17 protein-coding genes are annotated in these 20449 nt (G+C 59.5%); 6 read left to right on the top strand and 11 right to left on the bottom strand.

What is annotated here, in order from left to right; genetic code table 11:
• The 3 genes from thiS to thiC are packed head-to-tail and all read right to left on the bottom strand — an operon-like array spanning nucleotide 1 to nucleotide 2952.
• Nucleotides 1-198 carry a sulfur carrier protein ThiS gene (gene thiS, locus GO499_RS12975; protein ID WP_161862577.1) on the bottom strand — a complete coding sequence of 66 codons (198 nt, stop codon included), beginning with the start codon at nucleotides 196-198 and terminating at the stop codon, nucleotides 1-3.
• Nucleotides 167-1144, bottom strand: a complete 978-nt coding sequence (locus GO499_RS12970; protein WP_161862576.1) for an FAD-dependent oxidoreductase — start codon at nucleotides 1142-1144, stop codon at nucleotides 167-169. Before GO499_RS12970 ends, thiS begins: the two co-directional genes overlap by 32 nt.
• The gene (gene thiC, locus GO499_RS12965) at nucleotides 1141-2952 is read right to left on the bottom strand and encodes a phosphomethylpyrimidine synthase ThiC (protein WP_161862575.1); all 1812 of its coding nucleotides are present in this window, start codon (nucleotides 2950-2952) and stop codon (nucleotides 1141-1143) included. Before thiC ends, GO499_RS12970 begins: the two co-directional genes overlap by 4 nt.
• 547 nt (nucleotides 2953-3499) lie before the next feature.
• Between thiC and GO499_RS12960 the strand changes: the two genes are divergently transcribed.
• The 4 genes from GO499_RS12960 (at nucleotide 3500) to GO499_RS12945 (ending at nucleotide 9798) form a co-directional block, all read left to right on the top strand.
• Nucleotides 3500-3979, top strand: a complete 480-nt coding sequence (locus tag GO499_RS12960; protein ID WP_161862574.1) for a MarR family winged helix-turn-helix transcriptional regulator — start codon at nucleotides 3500-3502, stop codon at nucleotides 3977-3979.
• Nucleotides 3976-5265: a multidrug effflux MFS transporter gene (locus GO499_RS12955; RefSeq protein ID WP_284154726.1), complete on the top strand. Its 1290-nt coding sequence runs from the start codon at nucleotides 3976-3978 to the stop codon at nucleotides 5263-5265. Before GO499_RS12960 ends, GO499_RS12955 begins: the two co-directional genes overlap by 4 nt.
• Before the next feature lie 211 nt (nucleotides 5266-5476).
• On the top strand, nucleotides 5477-6580 hold the full coding sequence (locus GO499_RS12950; protein WP_348520777.1) for an efflux RND transporter periplasmic adaptor subunit: 1104 nt from the start codon (nucleotides 5477-5479) through the stop codon (nucleotides 6578-6580).
• 62 nt (nucleotides 6581-6642) lie between these two features.
• Nucleotides 6643-9798, top strand: coding sequence for an efflux RND transporter permease subunit (locus tag GO499_RS12945; RefSeq protein ID WP_161862572.1), 3156 nt, complete (start codon nucleotides 6643-6645; stop codon nucleotides 9796-9798).
• Here the strand turns inward: GO499_RS12945 and GO499_RS12940 are convergent.
• Nucleotides 9778-10929, bottom strand: a complete 1152-nt coding sequence (locus tag GO499_RS12940) for a lytic murein transglycosylase (RefSeq protein WP_161862571.1) — start codon at nucleotides 10927-10929, stop codon at nucleotides 9778-9780. The two genes, GO499_RS12945 and GO499_RS12940, sit on opposite strands and share 21 nt — an antisense overlap.
• A 240-nt stretch (nucleotides 10930-11169) precedes the next feature.
• Here GO499_RS12940 and GO499_RS12935 point away from each other — a divergent pair, with 240 nt between their 5' ends.
• Nucleotides 11170-13923 carry a phosphoenolpyruvate carboxylase gene (locus GO499_RS12935; protein WP_161862570.1) on the top strand — a complete coding sequence of 918 codons (2754 nt, stop codon included), beginning with the start codon at nucleotides 11170-11172 and terminating at the stop codon, nucleotides 13921-13923.
• Nucleotides 13924-13942: 19 nt separating this feature from the next.
• Here GO499_RS12935 and pncB read toward each other — a convergent pair whose 3' ends face one another.
• From pncB to dapD, 7 genes are all read right to left on the bottom strand, one after another.
• Nucleotides 13943-15235 (bottom strand): nicotinate phosphoribosyltransferase, encoded by a 1293-nt coding sequence (gene pncB, locus GO499_RS12930; RefSeq protein WP_161862569.1) that lies wholly within the window; start codon nucleotides 15233-15235, stop codon nucleotides 13943-13945.
• Nucleotides 15232-15612: a VOC family protein gene (locus GO499_RS12925; RefSeq protein ID WP_161862568.1), complete on the bottom strand. Its 381-nt coding sequence runs from the start codon at nucleotides 15610-15612 to the stop codon at nucleotides 15232-15234. The genes pncB and GO499_RS12925 overlap by 4 nt, the downstream gene beginning before the upstream one ends.
• On the bottom strand, nucleotides 15609-16202 hold the full coding sequence (gene pncA / locus GO499_RS12920) for a bifunctional nicotinamidase/pyrazinamidase (RefSeq protein WP_161862567.1): 594 nt from the start codon (nucleotides 16200-16202) through the stop codon (nucleotides 15609-15611). Before pncA ends, GO499_RS12925 begins: the two co-directional genes overlap by 4 nt.
• Nucleotides 16203-16265: 63 nt before the next feature.
• Nucleotides 16266-16589, bottom strand: coding sequence for a DUF8846 family protein (locus GO499_RS12915; RefSeq protein WP_284154725.1), 324 nt, complete (start codon nucleotides 16587-16589; stop codon nucleotides 16266-16268).
• Nucleotides 16590-16600: 11 nt separating this feature from the next.
• Nucleotides 16601-17248 carry a DUF805 domain-containing protein gene (locus GO499_RS12910; protein WP_161862566.1) on the bottom strand — a complete coding sequence of 216 codons (648 nt, stop codon included), beginning with the start codon at nucleotides 17246-17248 and terminating at the stop codon, nucleotides 16601-16603.
• A gap of 192 nt (nucleotides 17249-17440) precedes the next feature.
• The gene (locus GO499_RS12905; RefSeq protein WP_161862565.1) at nucleotides 17441-18469 is read right to left on the bottom strand and encodes a Hint domain-containing protein; all 1029 of its coding nucleotides are present in this window, start codon (nucleotides 18467-18469) and stop codon (nucleotides 17441-17443) included.
• A 200-nt stretch (nucleotides 18470-18669) separates the two neighbouring features.
• Nucleotides 18670-19497, bottom strand: coding sequence for a 2,3,4,5-tetrahydropyridine-2,6-dicarboxylate N-succinyltransferase (gene dapD, locus GO499_RS12900; RefSeq protein WP_161862564.1), 828 nt, complete (start codon nucleotides 19495-19497; stop codon nucleotides 18670-18672).
• 128 nt (nucleotides 19498-19625) lie between these two features.
• On the opposite strand from dapD, the gene GO499_RS12895 reads away from it, so the two are divergent.
• Entirely contained in the window at nucleotides 19626-20441 is an 816-nt protein-coding gene (locus GO499_RS12895) for an LOG family protein (RefSeq protein ID WP_161862563.1), read from the top strand.
• Nucleotides 20442-20449: the final 8 nt, after the last annotated feature.

Genomic DNA, 20449 nt, shown 5'->3' with positions numbered 1-20449 from the left:
TCAACCTCCCTGCATGGGTGCGAGAATTTCGAGTTGATCACCCGCTTTAAGCCGTGCGGCTCCGCGATCCTGCTTGGGTACGAACCCGCCATTCAGGGCAGTGGCGATGGCCTGGTTGCGGAAGCCCAATTCATCGAGAACGTCGATCAGAACCGAAGCCGTGACGTCATGCGGTTCGCCGTTCACCGTGATCTTCATGATTTTTCTCCGAAAGAAAGTTGTCGGCCATTCGAGCCGCCATGGCGGGGGCGAGAAGGAAGCCGTGACGGTAGAGACCGTTGAGGTGCAGGGTACGACCCTGACGGACTATGCGAGGCAGGTTGTCGGAAAAAGCCGGCCTCAGGCCGGCACCGGTTTCGATAACGGCTGCCTCGGCAAGGCCAGGGTGAATTGTAAAAGCGGCGGAAAACATCTCCGACAGGGATCTCAGCGTGGCCGGACGGGTCGATCCGCTCTCGATCATCGTGGCACCGATCATGTAGATGCCTTTGCCTCGAGGAACCATATACAGTGGGATGCGCGGGTGCAGCAGGCGAACTACACGGGTAATGTTCACCCCGGGACAATCGAGAATGGCCATCTCGCCGCGCACCGGGCGCAGCCCGGGCAGACCGGAGGCGAGGGCGGTGCAGTTGATGTCGACGTCCGTCGGCGCTTCGCTGCCGAAAACAATTTCACCGCCCAAACCCATTAAAGCGTCGGCGAGATCAGAGAGAGCGCGGCGTGGATCGAGATGCGCCTCTTCTGCAAAAAACAATCCCTGCGCGAACCGGCCGGCAAGATCCGGCTCCAGCTCCGCGATTTCCTCACCTGTAAGACTGCGGTGCATCCGTGTGCGACGGGCAAAACGTCTCAGTTCGGTCTGATCGCGCGGTGCCGCCAACACGAGCGTGCCACGACGTGTCACGGTAGTGATGTCTGCCCACCAGTCGGCCGCCCTTGTGCCAAGTTTGACGACAGCATCTTCGGCGCTTTCGCGCTCGCACCATGGAGCCAGCATGCCGCCGGCGAAACGAGCGACACTTCCGGCACCGGGGGCATCAGTCCGCTCGTGGATCACAACCTTTCGGCCATGCCTGGCCAGTTCGTAGCCGCATGCAAGGCCCGAAAGCCCCGCACCGGCAATGTGGATCGCGCGGCTCATTCCGTGCGGTCAGCGGAGGCGTCTTCCGCTGGAAGGTAGATTTCGCCTGCCTCCCGGAATCGCGCCGCCATTGCTTCCATCCCTTCTTTCTGAGCCTCGGCGCGGATGTCATGCGAGATGCGCATTGAACAGAACTTGGGTCCGCACATTGAGCAGAAATGGGCCACCTTGTGAGCCTCTTTCGGCAGTGTCTGATCATGAAAATCACGGGCGGTTTCGGGATCGAGCGAGAGATTGAACTGATCTTCCCACCTGAACTCAAACCGGGCTCGACTGAGGGCATCGTCCCGACGCTGCGCCCCTGGAAGGCCTTTGGCCAGGTCCGCCGCATGGGCGGCGATCTTGTAGGTTATCACGCCGGTCTTCACATCGTCCCTGTCTGGCAGACCGAGGTGTTCCTTCGGGGTGACGTAGCAGAGCATTGCACAACCGTACCAGCCGATCATGGCCGCACCGATGCCGGAGGTGATATGGTCATAACCGGGTGCGATGTCGGTGGTTAGGGGACCTAGTGTGTAGAACGGTGCCTCGTGGCAGCATTCCAATTGCTTGTCCATGTTCTCCTTGATCTTGTGCATCGCGACATGGCCGGGCCCCTCAATCATCACCTGACAATCTTTTGCCCAGGCAATCTTTGTGAGTTCGCCAAGTGTTTCGAGTTCCGCGAACTGGGCTTGGTCGTTGGCATCGGCAATGGATCCGGGGCGCAGTCCGTCACCCAAAGAGAAGCTCACGTCATAGGCACGACAGATGTCGCAGATTTCCGCGAAATGTGTGTAGAGGAAACTTTCCTTGTGATGGTGCAGGCACCACTTCGCCATGATCGAGCCGCCGCGGCTGACGATACCGGTGACACGATTGACTGTCATTGGCACCATGTGGAGGCGGACGCCGGCGTGGATGGTAAAGTAATCCACGCCCTGTTCTGCCTGTTCGATCAGCGTGTCGCGGAACACCTCCCACGTCAGATCCTCTGCCACGCCTCCCACCTTCTCCAAGGCCTGGTAGATCGGCACTGTGCCGATGGGCACTGGACTGTTGCGGATGATCCATTCGCGGGTGTTGTGGATGTTTCGTCCTGTGGACAGGTCCATCACTGTATCCGCCCCCCAACGTGTGGCCCAGACCAGCTTGTCCACCTCCTCTTCCATCGATGATGTGACGGCAGAGGTGCCCATATTGGCATTGATCTTCACCAGAAAATTGCGACCGATGATCATCGGTTCGCTTTCCGGATGGTTGATATTGGCCGGAATGATCGCACGGCCTGCAGCCACCTCACTCCGGACGAACTCCGGCGTTACGCGGTCGGGAACGCTTGCGCCCCAGTCGTTGCCGTCGCGCGAGGTGTCGGCCGCCTCATGCAACTGGTTCTCGCGAATCGCTACGAACTCCATTTCCGGCGTTATGATGCCGGCACGGGCATACGCCAGTTGGGTCACGGCCCTGTCGCCGCGCGCCCTCATCGGACGCGGCCGAAGCGGAAATTCCGGTACAAGGCGCTCACCTTTCACAAAGCCGTTGTCCTCAGGCCGGACGGATCGGCCTTCGTAGCTTTCGACATCGCCTCGCGCTTCGATCCAGTCGCGACGCAATGGTGCGAGACCTTTGGAGATGTCGTTTTCGACATCCGGGTCCGTATAGGGGCCGGAACTGTCATAGACGGGCAGGGGAAGTTCTCCGGCGGAAGGGTGTGTCCTGATCTCGCGCATCGGAACGCGGATTTCAGGATAAATGCTCCCCTGCACGTAAATCTTGCGGGAAGCGGGCAATTCGCCCGTGGTTATCTTCGGATTGGGAAAGTTCATGTTGGCGCTCCTCAAGCTCAAGTCTCAAAAAGACACCAGATGAGTGTGGAGAGGACGCATCGGCAGCAACGGTCTGCCTGTCGGATTCGTTGCGGCATTGTGCCGGTAGAACCCTAGCTTCCTACGCCAGTATCAACTGGGTCAGGTTCAAAGGGTCGCGTCACCGGGCTATTGCCCTGTCTGCCTCTCAGTCCCCTTGGCGGGACTCCCCTGCGTTTGCTCAGGCTAGGTGAAAAATATTTGTCAGGCAAGGGAGGTTCGCTGAGTTTACTTGAATGCTCTCTATAGGCGCGAAACGCTGTGCATCGTTAATTGTTGCGGCGCATCAATTGTCTGTTTGCGGCTGCGAAACAATCCCAAAACGCCTTTCGAACATCTCGAGAGTGGATAAAAATATTGACTAATCAGTAAGTTGCGAGCGAGATCCGCCACTCTTTCCAATGGAAGTCGTCCGAGATCCTCACCGTTTCGCGAGTTGACGACCGTGCCAGGCCTCGTATATGGCGCATATATTAAGTCTAACTTACTATATGGATGGTGCTGCCGAATGGATCGGAAGCTGGATCAGGATTCTGTCGGCCTGCTGTTTGCGGAAGTCGGCCGCAGGTTCCGATTTATCTTTGAACGCAGTTTCGACCGGGCGGATATATCTGTCACGGCAGCGGAAGCACGTGTGCTTTTCATGCTGGCACGTTTTCCGGCGTTGCGTCAGCATCAACTGGCTGCAGAACTCGGCATCGCTCCGATGAGCCTGAGCGTACTGATAGACCGTCTGGAGAACGCGGGACTGGTCGTGCGCGAGGTGGCGTCCGACGACCGGCGGGCGAAAGTGCTGGAACTTCTGCCCGCGGCCGATGCGGTTCTGACCGACATTGCTGTCATAGGCAACCAGATCGACGCAGGCGCGGCTAAAGGAATTCCGAAGGAAGAATGGGAACGGTTCCGCGAGACCGCCCGCAAGGTACGGAAGAACCTGGATACGATGCGTTGCCAGGCCCAGCCGAACGAGGCAAAGGACGGGAAATGAGCAATCGAACGAGCAGTGCAGCGCCGCTGATGAGCGAGCGGCGGGTGAGCCTTATCGGCGCGTTGCTGACGGCAATCGGGCCGGTTTCCATGGCGCTGTATACACCAGCCATGCCGGAGCTTGCCCGTGCATTCGGCTCTTCGGAATCCGTAATAAAATTGACACTTACACTCTATTTCGGTGGGTTCGCTGTCGCGCAGTTGATTGCCGGTCCGCTCTCCGACGCGCTGGGACGGCGCCGCGTGACGATCGCGTTTATGACGATCTATTGCATCGCGAGTATCGTTGCACTGGCTTCACCCACCGTGCATGTGCTGATGTTTGCACGTTTTGCGCAGGGCGTCGGTGCCTCCGCCGGCATCGCCATTTCTCGCGCCCTGGTGCGTGACCTCTTCACGGATGAGCGTTCATCCCGGATCATGAACCTCATCGGTATCATCCTGGCGCTAGGCCCAGCCTTTGCCCCTACCCTGGGCGGATTCATGCTGGTGTTCTTCGGCTGGCGATCGATATTTGTCGTCATGGTGCTGTTTGGTCTGGTCGTTATCGGCGTCACCATTATTGCGATGCGCGAGACCGTGGTTCCGGACAGGCGCAGATTGAACCTGAAGGCCTTGGGCAAAGTCTATGTGATGCTGCTGGGCCACCGGCATTTCGTGTCCACATCGATGGTGATGGCCGGTGCAATTGGCGCACTCTATGCGCAGGCGACGTTCCTGCCGTTCATCCTAATGGACAGGGTCGGACTGACCCCCGGACAATTCGGTCTCGGGATGCTCATGCAATCTGGCTGTTTCTTTGCGGGCTCGCTGGTCGTGCGGGGGCTGATGTCGCGATTCGGGGCTTACAGGCTGGTGCCAGTGGGCCTGCTATTTATCGCGGCTGGCAGCATCGGCACCACAACGTTGCTTTTCTGGCCGCCAAGTTTTCTCCACGTAATGGTTCCGGTTGCGATCTATGCCTTCGGAATTGCCTTTGTGATGCCGGCCATGTCAACGGCGGGTCTTGCACCCTTCGGTCGGGATGCAGGGGCGGCCGCATCGATGATGGGCTTCTTGCAAATGGGTTCGGGTCTCGTTGTCGGATCCCTGGGCGCATTGTTCGGCGATGCAGTCATTGCCATGGGTATCCTCATCCCGCTTATGGGCGTTGTTGCGTGCATCTCCTATGCTGCATATCGCCGGACCCCACACGTTGGCGAAGTGGAACCAAGGCACGATGTCGTCAGCGGTCCACCTGTCGGCCAATCCATGTTGCCAAGTGCGGAGCAAAGCAATGCCGGATAGCATAATGTTCAGATTATTGGCATGTGGCCTTCACGATGTTGCGTTGCAGCAAAAATCTGTTACCGCACTCTTCTAAAGCGATCTGCCAAACCCTAGCTAACCAGTTGCGCCTTTCTCGGTGCAAAATCTTCAAGACGGGAAGAAACCTATGCATCGATTTTCAAAACGCTTTCGCTTTGTATCATTAGTAATGGTAGCGATAGGCATAGCCATGCCGGTTGATGCCCAGCAACAGGGTCAGCCTCCGGCCGCCGTGACGGTGGTAACCGTTCAGCCGCAGAACGTCACCCTGACCTCCACACTGCCCGGCCGTGTAGTTTCCTCGGCCGAGGCAGAGGTGCGCCCACAGGTTGCGGGTATAATCACCGAGCGGTTGTTCACCGAAGGTGGTTACGTCGAAGCGGGCGATGTTCTCTTTACCATTGATCCGGCCAGCTATGAGGCCTCGGTAGCGCAGGCGCGAGCCACAGTGGCCATTGCGCAGGCCAGCTTCGATGCAGCGGCGAAGGAGGCTCGCAGGCAGGAAGAATTGCTTTCGCGCAGTGTCTCCAGCGACCAGAGTTATGATGCCGCAATGGCGGAGCGTGACGGAGCCGAAGCCAGCCTGCAACTGGCGGAGGCACAGCTGAAGTCGGCCGAACTGGAATTGGACCGCACGCAGATCCGCGCCCGCTTGTCTGGAGAGATCGGTCGGGCGCTGACCAGCCGAGGTGCATTGGTTACTGCCAGCCAGGCGGAACCTCTGGCCGTGATCCGTAACATTGACCCTGTCTACGTGGATGTCACGCAGTCGGCGGCGGAATTGCTTGCGTGGAAACGCGGCAATACGGCAAACAGATTGAGTAAGGCTGATCTTGAGGTCGAACTGACACTGGCTGACGGCAGTATTTTTGACCAGACAGGCACCTTGACTGCGGCGGAACCAGATGTTGATGAGCAGACTGGCGTCGTCGTCTTGCGGATGGAGTTTGCAAACCCCGACAAGCTGTTGCTGCCGGGAATGTATGTTCAGGTTGAAATGCCGACCGGCATTGCCACCGATGCATTCCTCGTGCCTCAAGAAGCGATCAGCCGTGATCGGCGTGGCCTGCCGACCGCGATGGTTGTCAACGGCGACAACGTCGTCGAGGCCCGGACGCTGGAAGTTGCACGTGACTATGGTGCCAACTGGATCGTCACCGAAGGCTTGGAAAGTGGCGACCGTATCATCGTGGAAGGTGTTCAGAAGACAGCCCCAGGTGCGACGGTCGCGCCGGAGGAACGGGCTCAGTCAGCTGCCTCCGATGCCCAGCAAGAACAGCCGGTTGCCGACTAAGGCTCCAGCTCCGAAACCTGATTAGCAGTTCGACCAAGCCCGCACGATTGGAGTGACTCCGCATGGCACGCTTTTTCATTGACCGTCCAATCTTTGCCTGGGTTGTCTCAATCCTGATAATGGGCATTGGCCTTCTTTCGATCCTGTCCTTGCCGGTGGCCCAGTACCCGCAGATCGCCCCGCCGACGGTGAGCGTACGGGCCACCTATCCGGGAGCGTCGGCAGAGACCGTGGCCAATACCGTGACGCAGGTGATCGAACAACAGATGACCGGGTTGGACGGCCTTCGCTACATCTCGTCCAGTTCCACATCCTCCGGCTCGGCTTCCATAACGCTGACCTTCGAGACTGGCACCGACCCGGATATCGCGCAGGTTCAGGTTCAGAACAAGTTGAGCCAGGCAACAGCTCTGCTGCCGGAAGCCGTGCAGCGTCAGGGCGTCACAGTACAGAAATCCTCTTCCGGGTTCCTGATGGTCGTCTCTCTGATCTCAGAGGACGGCAGCTATGATGCAACCGATCTTTCTGACTACCTGATTAGCAACCTCGTGAATGAGATCAGCCGGATCGACGGTGTCGGCAACGTTCAGGTCTTCGGCGGGCAATATGCGATGCGCATCTGGCTCGATCCGTCCAAGCTCGCGGCTTTCGAATTGACCCCGGCCGACGTGGTTGCGGCGGTGGCGGAGGAAAACGCGCAGATATCCGCCGGCGCCTTTGGTACACGGCCGGCCGTCGATGGCCAGCAACTCAACGCCACGATCACCGCGCAATCATTGCTGACCTCTCCGGAGGATTTCCGACAGATCGTCCTCCGGGCCGAGACGGACGGTGGACTGGTTTTGCTAAACGATGTCGCAAAGGTTGAAGTTGGCGCGGAAAGTTACGCCACAATCTCCCGTTATGACCGATCACCCGCATCAGGCATGGCGATCAGTCTGGCGCCTGGTGCGAACGCACTGGATACTGCCTCTGCCGTCAAATCCATGCTGGACGAGTACGCGGAGTTTTTCCCCCAGGGTGTGCAGTACGAAATCCCCTATGACACCACTCCCTTCGTTGCCATCTCCATTGAAGAAGTGGTGAAGACGCTGGTCGAAGCGATCGTGCTGGTGTTCTTCGTGATGTTCCTCTTTCTCCAGAACCTGCGGGCGACACTTATTCCCACACTGGCTGTGCCGGTGGTGTTGTTAGGCACGTTCGGCGTACTGGCCGCAGCCGGATTTTCGATCAACACTTTGACAATGCTGGCGATGGTGCTGGCCATCGGCCTGCTCGTCGATGACGCAATCGTCGTTGTCGAGAACGTCGAGAGAATCATGGAACAGGAAGGCCTGAGCCCGCTGGAGGCGACGCGCAAGTCGATGGACCAGATCACCGGCGCTCTGATAGGCATCGCCGTGGTGCTGTCGGCGGTGTTCGTGCCCATGGCCTTCTTCGGCGGCTCGACTGGCGTGATTTATCAGCAGTTCTCGATAACAATCATCTCGGCTATGGGCCTTTCCGTACTGGTTGCCCTGACGCTGACACCGGCTCTCTGCGCCACCCTGCTAAAGACGCCAACGCACGGTCGAAAGCGTGGACTCTTCGGTCTGTTCAACCGCGGCTTCGATGGGCTGACTCGCGGCTATGGCGGCAGCGTCGGCTGGATCGTGCGGCGGCCGTTGCGCTTAGGGATCGTCTTCGTCGCAATCATCGCGGGAATGGTGATGCTGTTCCAGCGTACACCGCAGGGCTTTCTGCCTGCGGAGGATCAGGGCATTCTCTTCACACTGGTGCAGGCACCAACGGGCGCCACTGCGGACCGAACGTTGGAAGCGGTGAAGCAGGTCGAGGACTATTACCTCGATAATGAAAGTGATGTCGTTGAAGCGGTGTTTGGCGTGGTCGGTTTCAGTTTCGCCGGTCAGGGCCAGAATATGGGGCTGGTCTTCGTGCGGCTGAAGGACTGGGAAGAACGCACGGAACCCGGTCAGAGCGTGCAGGCGCTTGCGGGCAGGGCTTTCGGGGGCCTCAGCCAGATACGCGACGCGATGGTCTTCCCCATTGTTCCGCCATCGGTGATCGAACTTGGCAACGTGTCCGGTTTCGACTTCTACCTGCAGGCACGCAATGGCCAGACACATGAGGAATTGCTCGCGGCGCGAAATCAGTTGCTGGGAATGGCGGCCCAAAGCCCTCTGATCGCATCGGCAAGGCCGAGCGGACTGGAAGATGCAGCCCAGTTCAACCTTGATATCGACTGGCGCAAGGCCGGTGCGATGGGCGTGTCCGCCACCGATGTTGGCAATCTGCTGACAATCGCCTGGGCCGGACGGTACGTGAATGATTTCATTGACCGGGGGCGGATCAAACGCGTGTACGTGCAGGGTGACCCTGCCTCACGTTCCACGCCTTCGGATATCCAAAAGTGGCGTGTACGCAACGCCAGCGGCGGTCTCGTCCCCTTTTCGAACTTCGCGGAGGGAAATTGGCGGTTCGGACCGCAAGGCGTGAACCGGTATGATGGTGTGCCGGCAATGCAGATTCAGGGCTCGCCCGCACCCGGTGTCAGTACAGGGGAAGCGATCGCGGAGGTCGAGCGGCTGGCGGCTCAGTTGCCTCCAGGCTTTCAGGTCGCATGGACGGGCCTCTCGCTGGAAGAACAGGAATCCGGCAATCAGGCGCCGCTGCTTTACGCATTATCTCTGGCTGCCGTGTTTTTGTCGCTGGCAGCACTCTATGAAAGCTGGTCAATACCCTTCGCAGTCATGCTGGCCATGCCCATCGGTGTGTTGGGCGCACTCGTCGGTGCATGGCTGGGAGGATTCGAGAATGGCGTGTTCTTCCAGGTCGGCTTGTTGACCGTTATCGGCCTGACGGGAAAGAACGCGATCCTGATCGTCGAGTTCGCACGGGAGCGTCGGGAGGCTGGTCTTTCCGTATTCGATGCGGCCACGGATGCCGCCCGCCAGCGGTTCCGTCCCATCATAATGACGTCGATGGCCTTCTCGCTGGGTGTTCTTCCACTCGTACTGAGCACCGGGGCGGGTTCGGGCGGCCGTACGGCCATTGGCTCAGGGGTGCTGGGCGGCACGATTTCCGCCACCGTGCTGGGTGTTCTTTTCGTGCCATTGTTCTTCGTCGTCATTGCCCGCATGTTTGGCCGACGGAGCGAGGAACCTGGCGCCAAGTCAGATACGGCCCGAGACGAAGTTTCAGCCCATGCTGCGCAATAGCGTCAAAGAGGGTTCCCCGGTGGCTGCCATCCCACGGCTGGCTTGATAGGCACTGATGGCGGTGCGGGTGTTCGGCCCGATCACGCCATCAGCCCCGCCGGTATCGAAGCCACGGGCTGTCAGACCACGCTGAAGGGCAATGCGGTCGTCCTTCGTCAGCCCGAATTCATCCGGCGGGAAACTGCCCCGTAACGGGCCGGCACCACTGATCCTGTCAGCGAGGTGGCCTACGCCAATGGCGTAGGAATCTGAGTTGTTGTAGCGCTTTATTGCCCGGAAGTTGCCGGTGACTGCAAACCGTGGCCCGCCTGGCTGCGGCTGGATAACGGTGCCTGTGCCGCTGCCGGACACGACCTCTCCGCCCCAGCGTACGCCGCGTGTCCAACCGTTGCGGGCAAGGTAGGCGGCAGTGGACGCCAATGCATCACTGGGGTCTTCGGACCAGATGTCGCGCCGGCCATCACCGGTGAAGTCGACGGCGAACTGCTGGTAAGAAGTTGGGATGAATTGCGTATGCCCCATCGCACCAGCCCAGCTTCCGACCATCCTTTCTGCCGAGATGTCACCGCTTTGCAGGATTCGCAGCGCCGCAATGAGTTGCTGCTCAAAGAACGCACCGCGCCGTCCTTCGTAGGCAAGCGTGGAAGTGGCGGAAATGACGGGGATGTCGCCGCGCCGCTCTCCGAAGAAACTTTCTAGCCCCCAGATAGCCGCAATAATTTCGGCATCCACGCCGTAACGGCTTTCGAGTGCAGTTAACGTCCCACGATGCCGCGCGAATGCCGCTCGCCCCTTGGCAACGCGCTCGTCCGAGGCGGCGATGGACAGATAATCCTCCAAAGTGCGCTTGAATTCCGTCTGGTTGCGATCCCGGTCGATCACGCCCGGCAAAAACCCGGCATTGCGGAAGCCTGCGTTCAACGTTGTGTCGCTGATACCCTGACTGCGGGCGCGTGGCCGGAAGGCGGCTACCCATGCATCGTAACCGGCATTGGCTGTTGGTCGCATCTCCGGTGGCAGGCCGGTCGCCGTCGATGGTCGTCTCGTAGCTATGTTTCTCCCGCCGCCTCCGCACGCTGTCAGCATCACGCTTGAAATACCAAGCCCGAAATGTCGCCGTGAAAATATCATCTGCCCGATCCCTGTTGTTTGCTGTCATCCTAGCGCATTCGCGGTGATCTTAAAGGAGCGCTGTGCAAACCGACGGCAATCGCCCTGAACCTCCGTCTTAGGCACTAGGTATGTCTAGCTTCGTCAGGTCAATTCGAGCCATGCTGACTCCGTCCTTGGTGCCACGGGCTGCAAGGCAGGTGCGACGGCTGACCGTGTGGTGGACACACGACATCGATAGTAATTGAGGGGCCACGTCAAATGCATAGTGCAGAGGTTCAGGAACAGCATTTTCAGCGGACCTTCGGCTTTCTCATGCGAAGCTTCGAAACGGTGCTGAGGGATCTGGGTGAGGATGACGTCGCACAACGCTTGCCGTGGCGCAGCCTCTGGGCCGGCGAGGGCGGCGAAGCTGCCACAGCCGAGGATTATAGCTCCGAACGGGTTTCTCAGGCCTATTCGATTGCGTTTCAGCTTATGGCGCAGGCAGAGGAAAATGCGGTAGCTCAAAGGCGTCGGGCCGCGGAGAACAGTGGTACTCTGGCCGCCGACCCCGGGTCATGGGACCAGCACTTTGAGCGTCTGAAGGCGGCAGGCAAGAGTGACAGCAACATCGCAGAAACGCTGTCACAGGTTCACGTGGAACCAGTGTTGACCGCGCATCCGACGGAGGCGAAACGCCAGACGATCCTCGAACATTATCGCGCTCTTTATCGGGTGGTCGTGGACCTCGAAAACTCAATGTGGTCGGCGTCGGAGCGAGCCGCGCTGGAGGCGCAGGCGCGTTCCTGCATCGAGAAGCTCTGGCGCACCGGTGATATCTTCATCGACAAGCCGACTGTTTCGGCCGAGCGTCGGGCAATCATGTATTACTTGACCGAAGTCTTCCCGGCCACATTGCCCTGGGTTGATTTCCGATTGAAATCCGCCTGGGCCCGCGCTGGCTTCAGCGAGAAACTGCTGCAGCACAATCTCCCGAAACTTACTTTCGGAAATTGGGTGGGAGGAGACCGTGATGGCCATCCCTTCGTTGAGGCTGACACGACGGCCGAGACGCTGGCAATGTTCCGGTCCAAGGCGCTGGAACAGGCACGCGGAGCGCTGACGGAACTCGGCATTGCCCTCAGTCTGTCGGAACGTCTGCAAACCGTGCCGGAAACGCTGACCGATTTTGTCGCGGCCCGCACGGCCCGTCTCGGCCACTCCGGAGAAACAGCGATTGCCCGCAACATCAGTGAGCCCTGGCGGCAGGCAGTGAACCTCATGCTGGCATCCATGCCGGATGACACCGGCCGACCTGCCGAACAGTGCTATGGTGCCGTCAGCGAACTTGTGGACGATCTGCAGCTTCTCCGATCCAGCCTTTGCGATGTAGGTGCGGAGCGGATGTGCGAAACCATCGTCGACCCCGTCCTTCGCCGGATTACGACAATGGGCTTCCACCTTGCTGCCATTGATATCCGGCAAAACAGCAGTTTCCATGACCGGGCCCTTGGCCAGTTGCTCTCGGCGACGGGTGAAAAGGATGGCGACAGTTTCCCGGATTGGGAGGGGCCGCGCCGTGCTGCGCTCATCAAACGGGAGTTGGACACTTTCCGCCCTTTCACTACCGGCGGCAGTGGTCATGGTGAAGAAGCGGACAAGGTCGTCGGCGCCCTGCGGGTCTTTGCCGATCACTCTCGGACGTACGGCACCGATGGCCTCGGATCTCTCATTGTCAGTATGACCCGTACATCGGAAGACCTGTTCACAGTTTTCCTGTTTGCTCGCGAGGCCGGACTGCTGCGTACCGGGCCGGAAGGCAATTGGTGCCCGGTTCCCGTTGCGCCACTTCTGGAGACGATCGAAGATCTGGAAAACGGTCCTGAGATCCTCGACAGGTTCCTGGACGAACCTATCGTCCGCCGCTCGCTGGAGAAACAGGCCGAAAGGAATGGCGATGACATGCCCATTCAGCAGGTGATGATCGGTTACAGCGACAGCGGCAAGGATGGCGGCTTTCTGGCGAGCATCTGGACCCTTTATCGTGCTCAGATCGCGATTGCGGAACTTTGCCGCAAAAAGGGCGTGCGTGCCTGCTTCTTCCATGGTCGCGGTGGCAGTATCGGCCGCGGCTCCGGGCCAACACATCGGTTCCTGCGGGCGTTACCGCCGGGAACCGTTCAGGGCGGCATGCGGATGACAGAACAGGGAGAGAGTATCTCGCAAAAGTACGCCAACCGCATTACGGCGGCCCATCAGTTCGAACTGTTGCTGGCCGGGGTACTGGGATCGACACTGGAACAACGGAACGATCCTCCGGATCTGATCGCGGCAATGGAGGTACTGGCACAGCGGGGGCGAAGGGCTTACGAGGACCTGATCAATGCAGACGGTTTCCTGACCTTCTTTGACCGGGCTACTCCGATCGACGCCATCGAGCAGAACCGCATCGGATCTCGGCCATCACGCCGCTCCGGCAAGCGTTCGATGGATGATCTGCGGGCAATCCCGTGGGTGTTCGCCTGGAACCAGTCGCGCTTTGGCCTGCCAGGTTGGTTCGGCATGGGCACGGCTTTTGCCAGCCTGCGCGACAGTGATGGCGCGATCTTCGAGTCGCTGGTGCGCGCGAAGTCGGAAGAGCATCGCTGGTCACCTATCCACTACCTTGTTTCCAACGCGGCGACGGCCTGGGCCACCTCTTCCGCACCGATAATGGAGCGCTACGCCAACCTGATCGAAGATATCGAGCTTCGGGATCGGATCCTCGGCACTATCGATCAGGAATTTGAACGAACAGAAGAAATTCTGACGATTTTCTATGGCGCCGCGCCCCGCATCGCACGCCCGGAGATCCAACGTGCCATTGACCTGCGCAACCAGGCGCTTGAGCCCTTGCACAATCAGCAGATCAGGTTGCTCAAGAAATGGCGGGCACTGCGTGATGACGGAAAAAACACGAATGCAGAAGCCCTGCTGCCCACTGTTTTGCTGTCCGTCAACGCCATAGCGTCGGGTCTGGGCGGAACGGGATGATCATGGCCGTCCAACGGCCCTAGACAATTGGCATGTCCGCCGTCTGCTTCTTGAGGTCGAACACGCGCTTGTAGCGGGCAATTTCGTCGTCCGGACCCATTGCCTTGGCCTCGTTGTCCGACAGCTTCACCGTCGGCTGGCCATTTGCGCGGATTGCCTTGCAGACGAGGCTGAACGGGGCGAGAGCGTTTTCCTCCGTCAGGTCGCGGAAATCGTTGGTGAGCAATGTTCCCCAGCCAAATCCCAGCTTCACCCTGCCGTAGAACTGATTATAAAGCTCGGTGATCTTGTCGACATCCAGACCGTCGGAAAAGATTATCAGCTTCTCGCGCGGATCCTCGCCCTTGGATTTCCACCAGTTGATCGCGTATTCGGCGCCTGTCGCTGGATCGCCGGAATCGATGCGGATGCCCGTCCATTCCCGAAGCCAGTCCGGCGCACGTTCGAGGAAAGTCTTGGTCCCGAAAGTGTCGGGCAGCATTACTCGCAGATTGCCGTCGTAATCCTGATGCCAGTCCTCCAGAACGCGGTAAGGTGAGGCAGCAAGCTCGTGGTTGTTGCCGGAGAGGGCAGCATATACCATCGGTAGCTCATGGGCATTGGTTCCTATTGCCTCTACCTCCCGTCGCAGGGCGATAAGACAGTTGGAGGTCCCGAGAAAGCGTTCTCCCAGTCCTTCGATCATCGCGGCGTTGCACCAATCCTGCCAGAGGAAGGAATGGCGGCGACGGGTGCCGAAGTCTGCGATGCGCAGATCCGGCAATTGTCGCAAAGCCTCGATCTTCTCCCATACGCGGGTCATGGCACGGGCATAGAGTACCTGCAGTTCCAGCTTACCCATGTGGCGCAGCACCGCGCGGGAGCGCAGTTCCATCAGCACTGCGAGGGCCGGCACTTCCCACATCATTACGTCGGGCCAAGGGCCCTCGAATGTCAGCTCATATTGATCGCCGATGCGTTCAAGATGATAAGGTGGCATCTGGAAACCTTCGAACCAGTCTATGAAGGCCGGCGTGAACATCCGCTGGATGCCGTAGAAAGTGTTGCCGCGCAGCCATGTCACCTCTCCCCGCGTCAGGGTCAGTGTGCGGATATGGTCTAGCTGTTCGCGCAACTCGCCTTCGTCAATGAGTTCGGCAAGGGGAATGTCCTTGGACCGGTTGATCAAAGAGAAGGTGACCGTGACGTCGCGATGGCGTTTCTCCACAGTCTGGGCCATCAGCAGCTTGTAGAAATCCGTGTCGAGGAGCGAACGGACGATCGGATCGATTTTCCAGGTATGGTCATGCACCCGTTTGGCTAGGTCAATCATGTGTTGGCCTCCGGGGCAGGGCAGCCGAAGAACAGCTTGTAGCCATCAGTATCGACGATTTCGAACCCGTGCAGGCCATCCTGAGTATGCCCGGCCGCAACACCGTATTCCTCCGCTAGCTCGTCGGGTTCCTGAGTGAAGACGAAAGCGTCCCAGCGGGCATCGGCGTGGCGAACGTGATTTGGTGCAGGCCGCACATCTGGCCCAAGCTCTTTCAACATGAACCGCGCCCCGCCACGATTGACGATGGCGAAGAACGGAGCGGGTTGCGGCTCGGCAAACGTGACGGAAAAGCCGAGACGGTCTCGATAGAACGCAATAGCTGCATCAAGATTGGCTGAGATGAAGAATGGCGATGCGAACCCGAGTTGCGTCATAGGATCGTCACCCCGGCGGCGGCCATGTCGTCCATCGCCTTGGTCAGAGACCCGTCGAGATCGATGGCTCGGCAGGCCTCGCTCATCACTGTTACGCGGAAACCCTCGCGGGCGGCGTCCACGGCGGAATAGGCCACGCAGAAATCAAGCGCCAACCCGGCCAGGGTAACGCTGCCGATGCCGCGGGTGCGCAGGTATCCTGTAAGGCCGGTGGCTGTCTCGTGATCGTTCTCGAAAAAGGCGGAGTAGCTGTCGATGTCAGTCCGGAAGCCCTTGCGGATGATCAGATCTCCCTTGAGATCCAACTCATCGTGAAACGCAGCGCCGACTGTCCCCTGAGCGCAATGCGTCGGCCACAGAACTTGCGGGCCGTAGGGCATTTCCGTTACCGAAAAGGGTGTAGCGCCGTCGTGATTGGCCGCGAAGGAGGAATGGTCGGCCGGGTGCCAGTCTTGCGTATAGATGATGCTGTCAAACTCCGGCATCATCGCATTGATGATCGGCACGATGGAGTCGCCATCCGCCACGGCCAGGGCCCCGCCGGGGCAAAAGTCGTTCTGCACGTCAATGACGAGAAGGGCTGAAGACATCGCTCTTTTCCTTAGGTTCGGCGGTTCAGTTTCCGGGTTTGACTTGGCGTGGTCAAGGGCGGGTCAGTCCTCGAAGGGTGTGATCTGCACGACGATGACTGCGTTCTCATCCAACGCCCGCTGCATCAGCGCCTCTTCCTCCGCTCCAATCTCCATGCCTTCGCCGATCTGGTCTTCCCGCGTTCCATACCCCTCGATTTCCAGCGGGGCCATGTCGGCGGCCTTCAGCACCGCAGTGGTCTCGCGCACTGCCTCTGCTTCATCCACACCGCTGGCGTAGCACAGGATCGCCGCGCCGGTGCTGCCCTCGGGAAGGCCATCGCCATCCTTGCGACCGACTTCCACGAGAAGGGTGTACACCTGTTGGCGCGATGTCTTCTTGACCACTGGATTACCTTTCAGAAGCCGATTTGGCGGACACGCATCGTGCGACGGCGGCCCAGTCGGCGGACAGTTTCGCCGGAGGAATGCAGGCGGGTGACCGGGTCGGATCCGGTATCCTTCCGCCCCTTGTTGATTTGCTGGCGGCGGGCTTCTGCTCGGGCATTGATATCCTCGTGCCGCTGCACGTGCTTTGCCTGCGATGCCGAACGGCGCGCTTTGTAGGCTTCTTCCTTGCTGGGTTTGGTCGCCACGCTCGCGACCTCGTCACGCATTTTCTTCCAGACCTGCAAGGCTTCTCGCTGCGCCTCGGCCGGCTCGGATCGTTTTTCCCGTGACGATCCCCAGAGAAACAGCCGAATAGCGAGCCAGAGTTGGCCGATACCGGGGATCAGGCTACCGATGATCAGTTCGAGAAACGGCAGGGGACTGCCGCCATCACGCAATCGGCGGACGGCGGATGACAAAAGGATGTAGAGCGGCACGATCACACCCAGCAAGGCCTGTATCGTGGTTTCGTCCTCAAGGTCGAGAGGTCCGGGGCGGGCCAGCACGATTTCCGCGCGGGGGAACGTGTAGACCCACAGGATCACCCCGATCAGGATCAGGTTCGCGAACCAGCCGGAGCGTCCGAGACGACCGGAGAAAGTAAGTAGATCCAGCATCAATCTGCCCCTTTTGCCGGGACGCTAGAGTGGCAGGCCCGCGGGATCAAGGGCATGACCACACTGCCGGGCGCATTGCGGTCGTGCAATTACCCCCTGATACCTGCCACCGGCAGGTATCAGGGGCCCCGCCGCCGGGGGGAATGCCTGTGCCCGTGGGGGGAGCGGGCAGCAGGTGCGGCGGAATACTTTTCAGGCCGCGCCGCAGAGGCTGGCCGTTTCCAGGGCGGAAAGCGTGCGGCGCACCGTCGACGCAAAACGTCCGGTTGCCGATGTGCGGAGTTCCGGGAACAGTTCAAGCAATTCGTCGCGAGCTGGTGCTGCCATCGTGTCGAGAACGGGTGAACTTGGCATTAGGCTTTCGCTCGGCAGGCCGTTGCTGGTGACGATCTGGTGCGCGTCGAAACAGATATGATGATAGGTCACGCCCGCCTTGGGTGTGATCTGCCGGATCGTATCGCTATTGGCGAGCGTGATTGCACTACACAGCACTTCGCGTTCGCCGAACAGCGTCTGCGCCTGCCATCCCGCGACGAGGAGGCGATGGTGTGGAGAAACGACAAGATCGCGGGCCGGCAGGCCCGGGCCGATGCTGTTGGCCTTTACCAGCACCGGCGCAAGGTGCGGCCGCTGCTGCAATTCCTCGCCGGAAAGGTGTGTGGCACCCGCCCACGCGATCGGCGCGAGGCCGTGGTCGAGAGTGGCCACCATGTCGCCAGAAGTAAGGGTTTCGATCGGACGGGCCAAACCGCCTGTCTCGATCCAGGTTCCGGGGGTAAAACAGATCGTGGTGCCAAGATCGTCATATTCCGGCGATCCCGTTCCGCTCGGTCCCTCAGAGGTGGAAACGACACTCAATTCTTCGCCGAACGGTGGCGGTGCCCCAAGGAAAGCGAAACCGACGACATTACTGAACCCCGTTCCGACGGAAAGCCCGTACAGGGTGTATTGCTGGCCCAAAGCGTCCTGAACGACGACCGTGTATTCCGCCTCGAAGTCCTGCCCGACGGTGAAACCGCTGGTGCCTGAATCACTGATCAACTGATTGCTGTCGCTGTCCTGAAACAGGTTGTCATCATCCGAACCTTCGAAATGGCTCAGAACGCTGTCAGGATCGAAAGTTATTGAACCGCCATTGTGCTGGCTGCCGTCGCCCTGACTAGGCGAGCCGAGGGCAGCGCTGGTGATATAAGCAGCGTCAACGAAAAATACCGTAGGCATCCCGTCTCTCTCACTCGTTAATACTAAATTGAAGTTAGTTATTCAGAGTCAAAGATGGCAGAAATTAGATGCAGCTTCAGGAATTTGTTTTGACGTTGCGTCACTTTCCTTGGCGCTAAAACCCTAACCTGCGCTCCAGTTAAGGAGCGCAGGACTGTAAGGACGGGATACGCAGGCTGAAGAAATGAGGAACCGCGGACTCAGTCCCGCAGCAGATCGTTGATCGAGGTCTTGGACCGGGTACCTTCGTCCACCTGTTTGACGATCACGGCACAATAGAGATTTACGCCGTTCTTGGATGGCAGGGAGCCGGAAACGACGACGGAATAAGGGGGTACTTCGCCGTAGCTGACCTCGCCCGTCTCGCGGTTTACAATCTTGGTGGACTTGCCGATGAAAACCCCCATGCCGAGGACGGAGCCCTCGCGAACGATGCAACCCTCGACCACTTCGGAACGGGCGCCGATGAAGCAGTTGTCTTCAATGATCGTGGGGCCTGCCTGCATCGGTTCCAGTACGCCGCCGATGCCGACGCCGCCCGAAAGGTGCACATCTTTGCCGATCTGGGCGCATGATCCCACGGTGGCCCAGGTATCGACCATCGTGCCGCTGTCCACATAGGCGCCGAGATTGACGAAGGAGGGCATGAGGACCACGCCGGGCGCGATGTAGGCGGATTTGCGCACGACAGTGTTGGGCACGGCGCGGAACCTCGCTGCTTTCCACTGGTTGTCACCCCAGCCGGCGAACTTGCTGTCCACCTTGTCCCACCATCCACCGCCCTGAGGGCCGCCGGACTGCGGCTCCATGTCCTTGATACGGAAGCCCAGCAACACCGCTTTCTTGGCCCACTGGTTGACATGCCAGTCGCCGTTTTCCCGACGTTCCGCCACGCGCAGAGCACCGGAATCGAGTGCGTTCAGCGTGTCCTCAATCGCCTCGCGGGTCTCACCGGTCGTGGCAGGTGTGATGCCGTCACGGGCGTCCCATGCGGATTCGATGGCGGATTCAAGTGCGGCGGTGTCCATGATGCATATCCCTCGGCAATGATTGCCGCGAGGGATAGGCGAAGGTGCCGACTTACGCAACTGCGGCCTTGCCGCATGCGTGTCTAATGTGGTCTGACTGTGCCTCGTGAATTTGCATGAGGTCAGCAATGAGTGACGTCCCGAAGCAGCGTTTTCCGAAAGCGGAAGAAGATATCCGACAGTCGCAAGGGGTGCCGGAAACGCCGCAGACGTTGTCCCCCACCTATCGGCTGGCCTTCGCGGATGACGACTTCCTGTGCCGTGACGAGTTGCGCCCGGTTCGGCTGCAACTGGAACTGCTGAAATGCGAAATGAAGTTGGAGGAGGAGGGAATCCGCTCCACTATCGTCATGTTCGGCGGCGCGCGCATTCCCGCACCGGAAAAAAAGGCGACGGCGCGAACACCGGTTCTTGCCGAACTTTCGCATTTCTACGGCGAAGCGGAAGAGTTCGCCCGATTGATGACGATGCGTTCCCTCCTGCAGGACGGCAAGGAGGATGTCGTCATCACCGGCGGCGGGCCGGGCGTGATGGAGGCCGGCTGCAAGGGAGCGGAACTTGCTGGAGGGCGGTCCATCTCGCTCAACATCGTCCTTCCCCACGAGCAGGCGCCGAACGAATATGCGACACCTGAACTGGCCTTCAACTTCCACTACTTCGCCATTCGGAAGATGCACTTCCTCATGCGGGCCAAGGCAATAACCGTCTTTCCCGGCGGCTTCGGAACGCTGGACGAGTTGTTCGAGACGCTGACGCTTGTGCAGACCCAGCGGATGAAACCCTTGCCGATCCTGCTGTTCGGCAAGGCATTCTGGCGCTCGATCATCAACTGGGATGCACTCGCCGCTGCGGGTACGATTTCGGATGAAGATATTCGTCTCTTCCGCTTTGTGGAAACGGCGGAAGAGGCGGTGCAGATTATCAGCGAGTGGCCGACTGTCTGAGCGTTACG

This window comes from Algicella marina (assembly GCF_009931615.1).
GTDB lineage: Bacteria > Pseudomonadota > Alphaproteobacteria > Rhodobacterales > Rhodobacteraceae > Algicella > Algicella marina.
The sequence above is the reverse complement of the archived record's forward strand: the minus strand, read 5'-3'. Positions and strand labels throughout refer to the sequence as shown.

What these genes read in the sequence shown, in the direction of transcription:
- GO499_RS12940 (WP_161862571.1), bottom strand. Translation starts at nt 10,929, where the DNA reads ATGATATTTTCACGGCGACATTTCGGGCTTGGTATTTCAAGCGTGATG.
- GO499_RS12960 (WP_161862574.1), top strand. Translation starts at nt 3,500, where the DNA reads ATGGATCGGAAGCTGGATCAGGATTCTGTCGGCCTGCTGTTTGCGGAA.
- pncA (WP_161862567.1), bottom strand. Translation starts at nt 16,202, where the DNA reads ATGTCTTCAGCCCTTCTCGTCATTGACGTGCAGAACGACTTTTGCCCC.
- GO499_RS12925 (WP_161862568.1), bottom strand. Translation starts at nt 15,612, where the DNA reads ATGACGCAACTCGGGTTCGCATCGCCATTCTTCATCTCAGCCAATCTT.
- GO499_RS12910 (WP_161862566.1), bottom strand. Translation starts at nt 17,248, where the DNA reads ATGCTGGATCTACTTACTTTCTCCGGTCGTCTCGGACGCTCCGGCTGG.
- GO499_RS12905 (WP_161862565.1), bottom strand. Translation starts at nt 18,469, where the DNA reads ATGCCTACGGTATTTTTCGTTGACGCTGCTTATATCACCAGCGCTGCC.
- GO499_RS12935 (WP_161862570.1), top strand. Translation starts at nt 11,170, where the DNA reads ATGCATAGTGCAGAGGTTCAGGAACAGCATTTTCAGCGGACCTTCGGC.
- dapD (WP_161862564.1), bottom strand. Translation starts at nt 19,497, where the DNA reads ATGGACACCGCCGCACTTGAATCCGCCATCGAATCCGCATGGGACGCC.
- GO499_RS12955 (WP_284154726.1), top strand. Translation starts at nt 3,976, where the DNA reads ATGAGCAATCGAACGAGCAGTGCAGCGCCGCTGATGAGCGAGCGGCGG.
- GO499_RS12950 (WP_348520777.1), top strand. Translation starts at nt 5,477, where the DNA reads ATGCCGGTTGATGCCCAGCAACAGGGTCAGCCTCCGGCCGCCGTGACG.
- GO499_RS12945 (WP_161862572.1), top strand. Translation starts at nt 6,643, where the DNA reads ATGGCACGCTTTTTCATTGACCGTCCAATCTTTGCCTGGGTTGTCTCA.
- GO499_RS12895 (WP_161862563.1), top strand. Translation starts at nt 19,626, where the DNA reads ATGAGTGACGTCCCGAAGCAGCGTTTTCCGAAAGCGGAAGAAGATATC.
- thiC (WP_161862575.1), bottom strand. Translation starts at nt 2,952, where the DNA reads ATGAACTTTCCCAATCCGAAGATAACCACGGGCGAATTGCCCGCTTCC.
- pncB (WP_161862569.1), bottom strand. Translation starts at nt 15,235, where the DNA reads ATGATTGACCTAGCCAAACGGGTGCATGACCATACCTGGAAAATCGAT.
- GO499_RS12970 (WP_161862576.1), bottom strand. Translation starts at nt 1,144, where the DNA reads ATGAGCCGCGCGATCCACATTGCCGGTGCGGGGCTTTCGGGCCTTGCA.
- thiS (WP_161862577.1), bottom strand. Translation starts at nt 198, where the DNA reads ATGAAGATCACGGTGAACGGCGAACCGCATGACGTCACGGCTTCGGTT.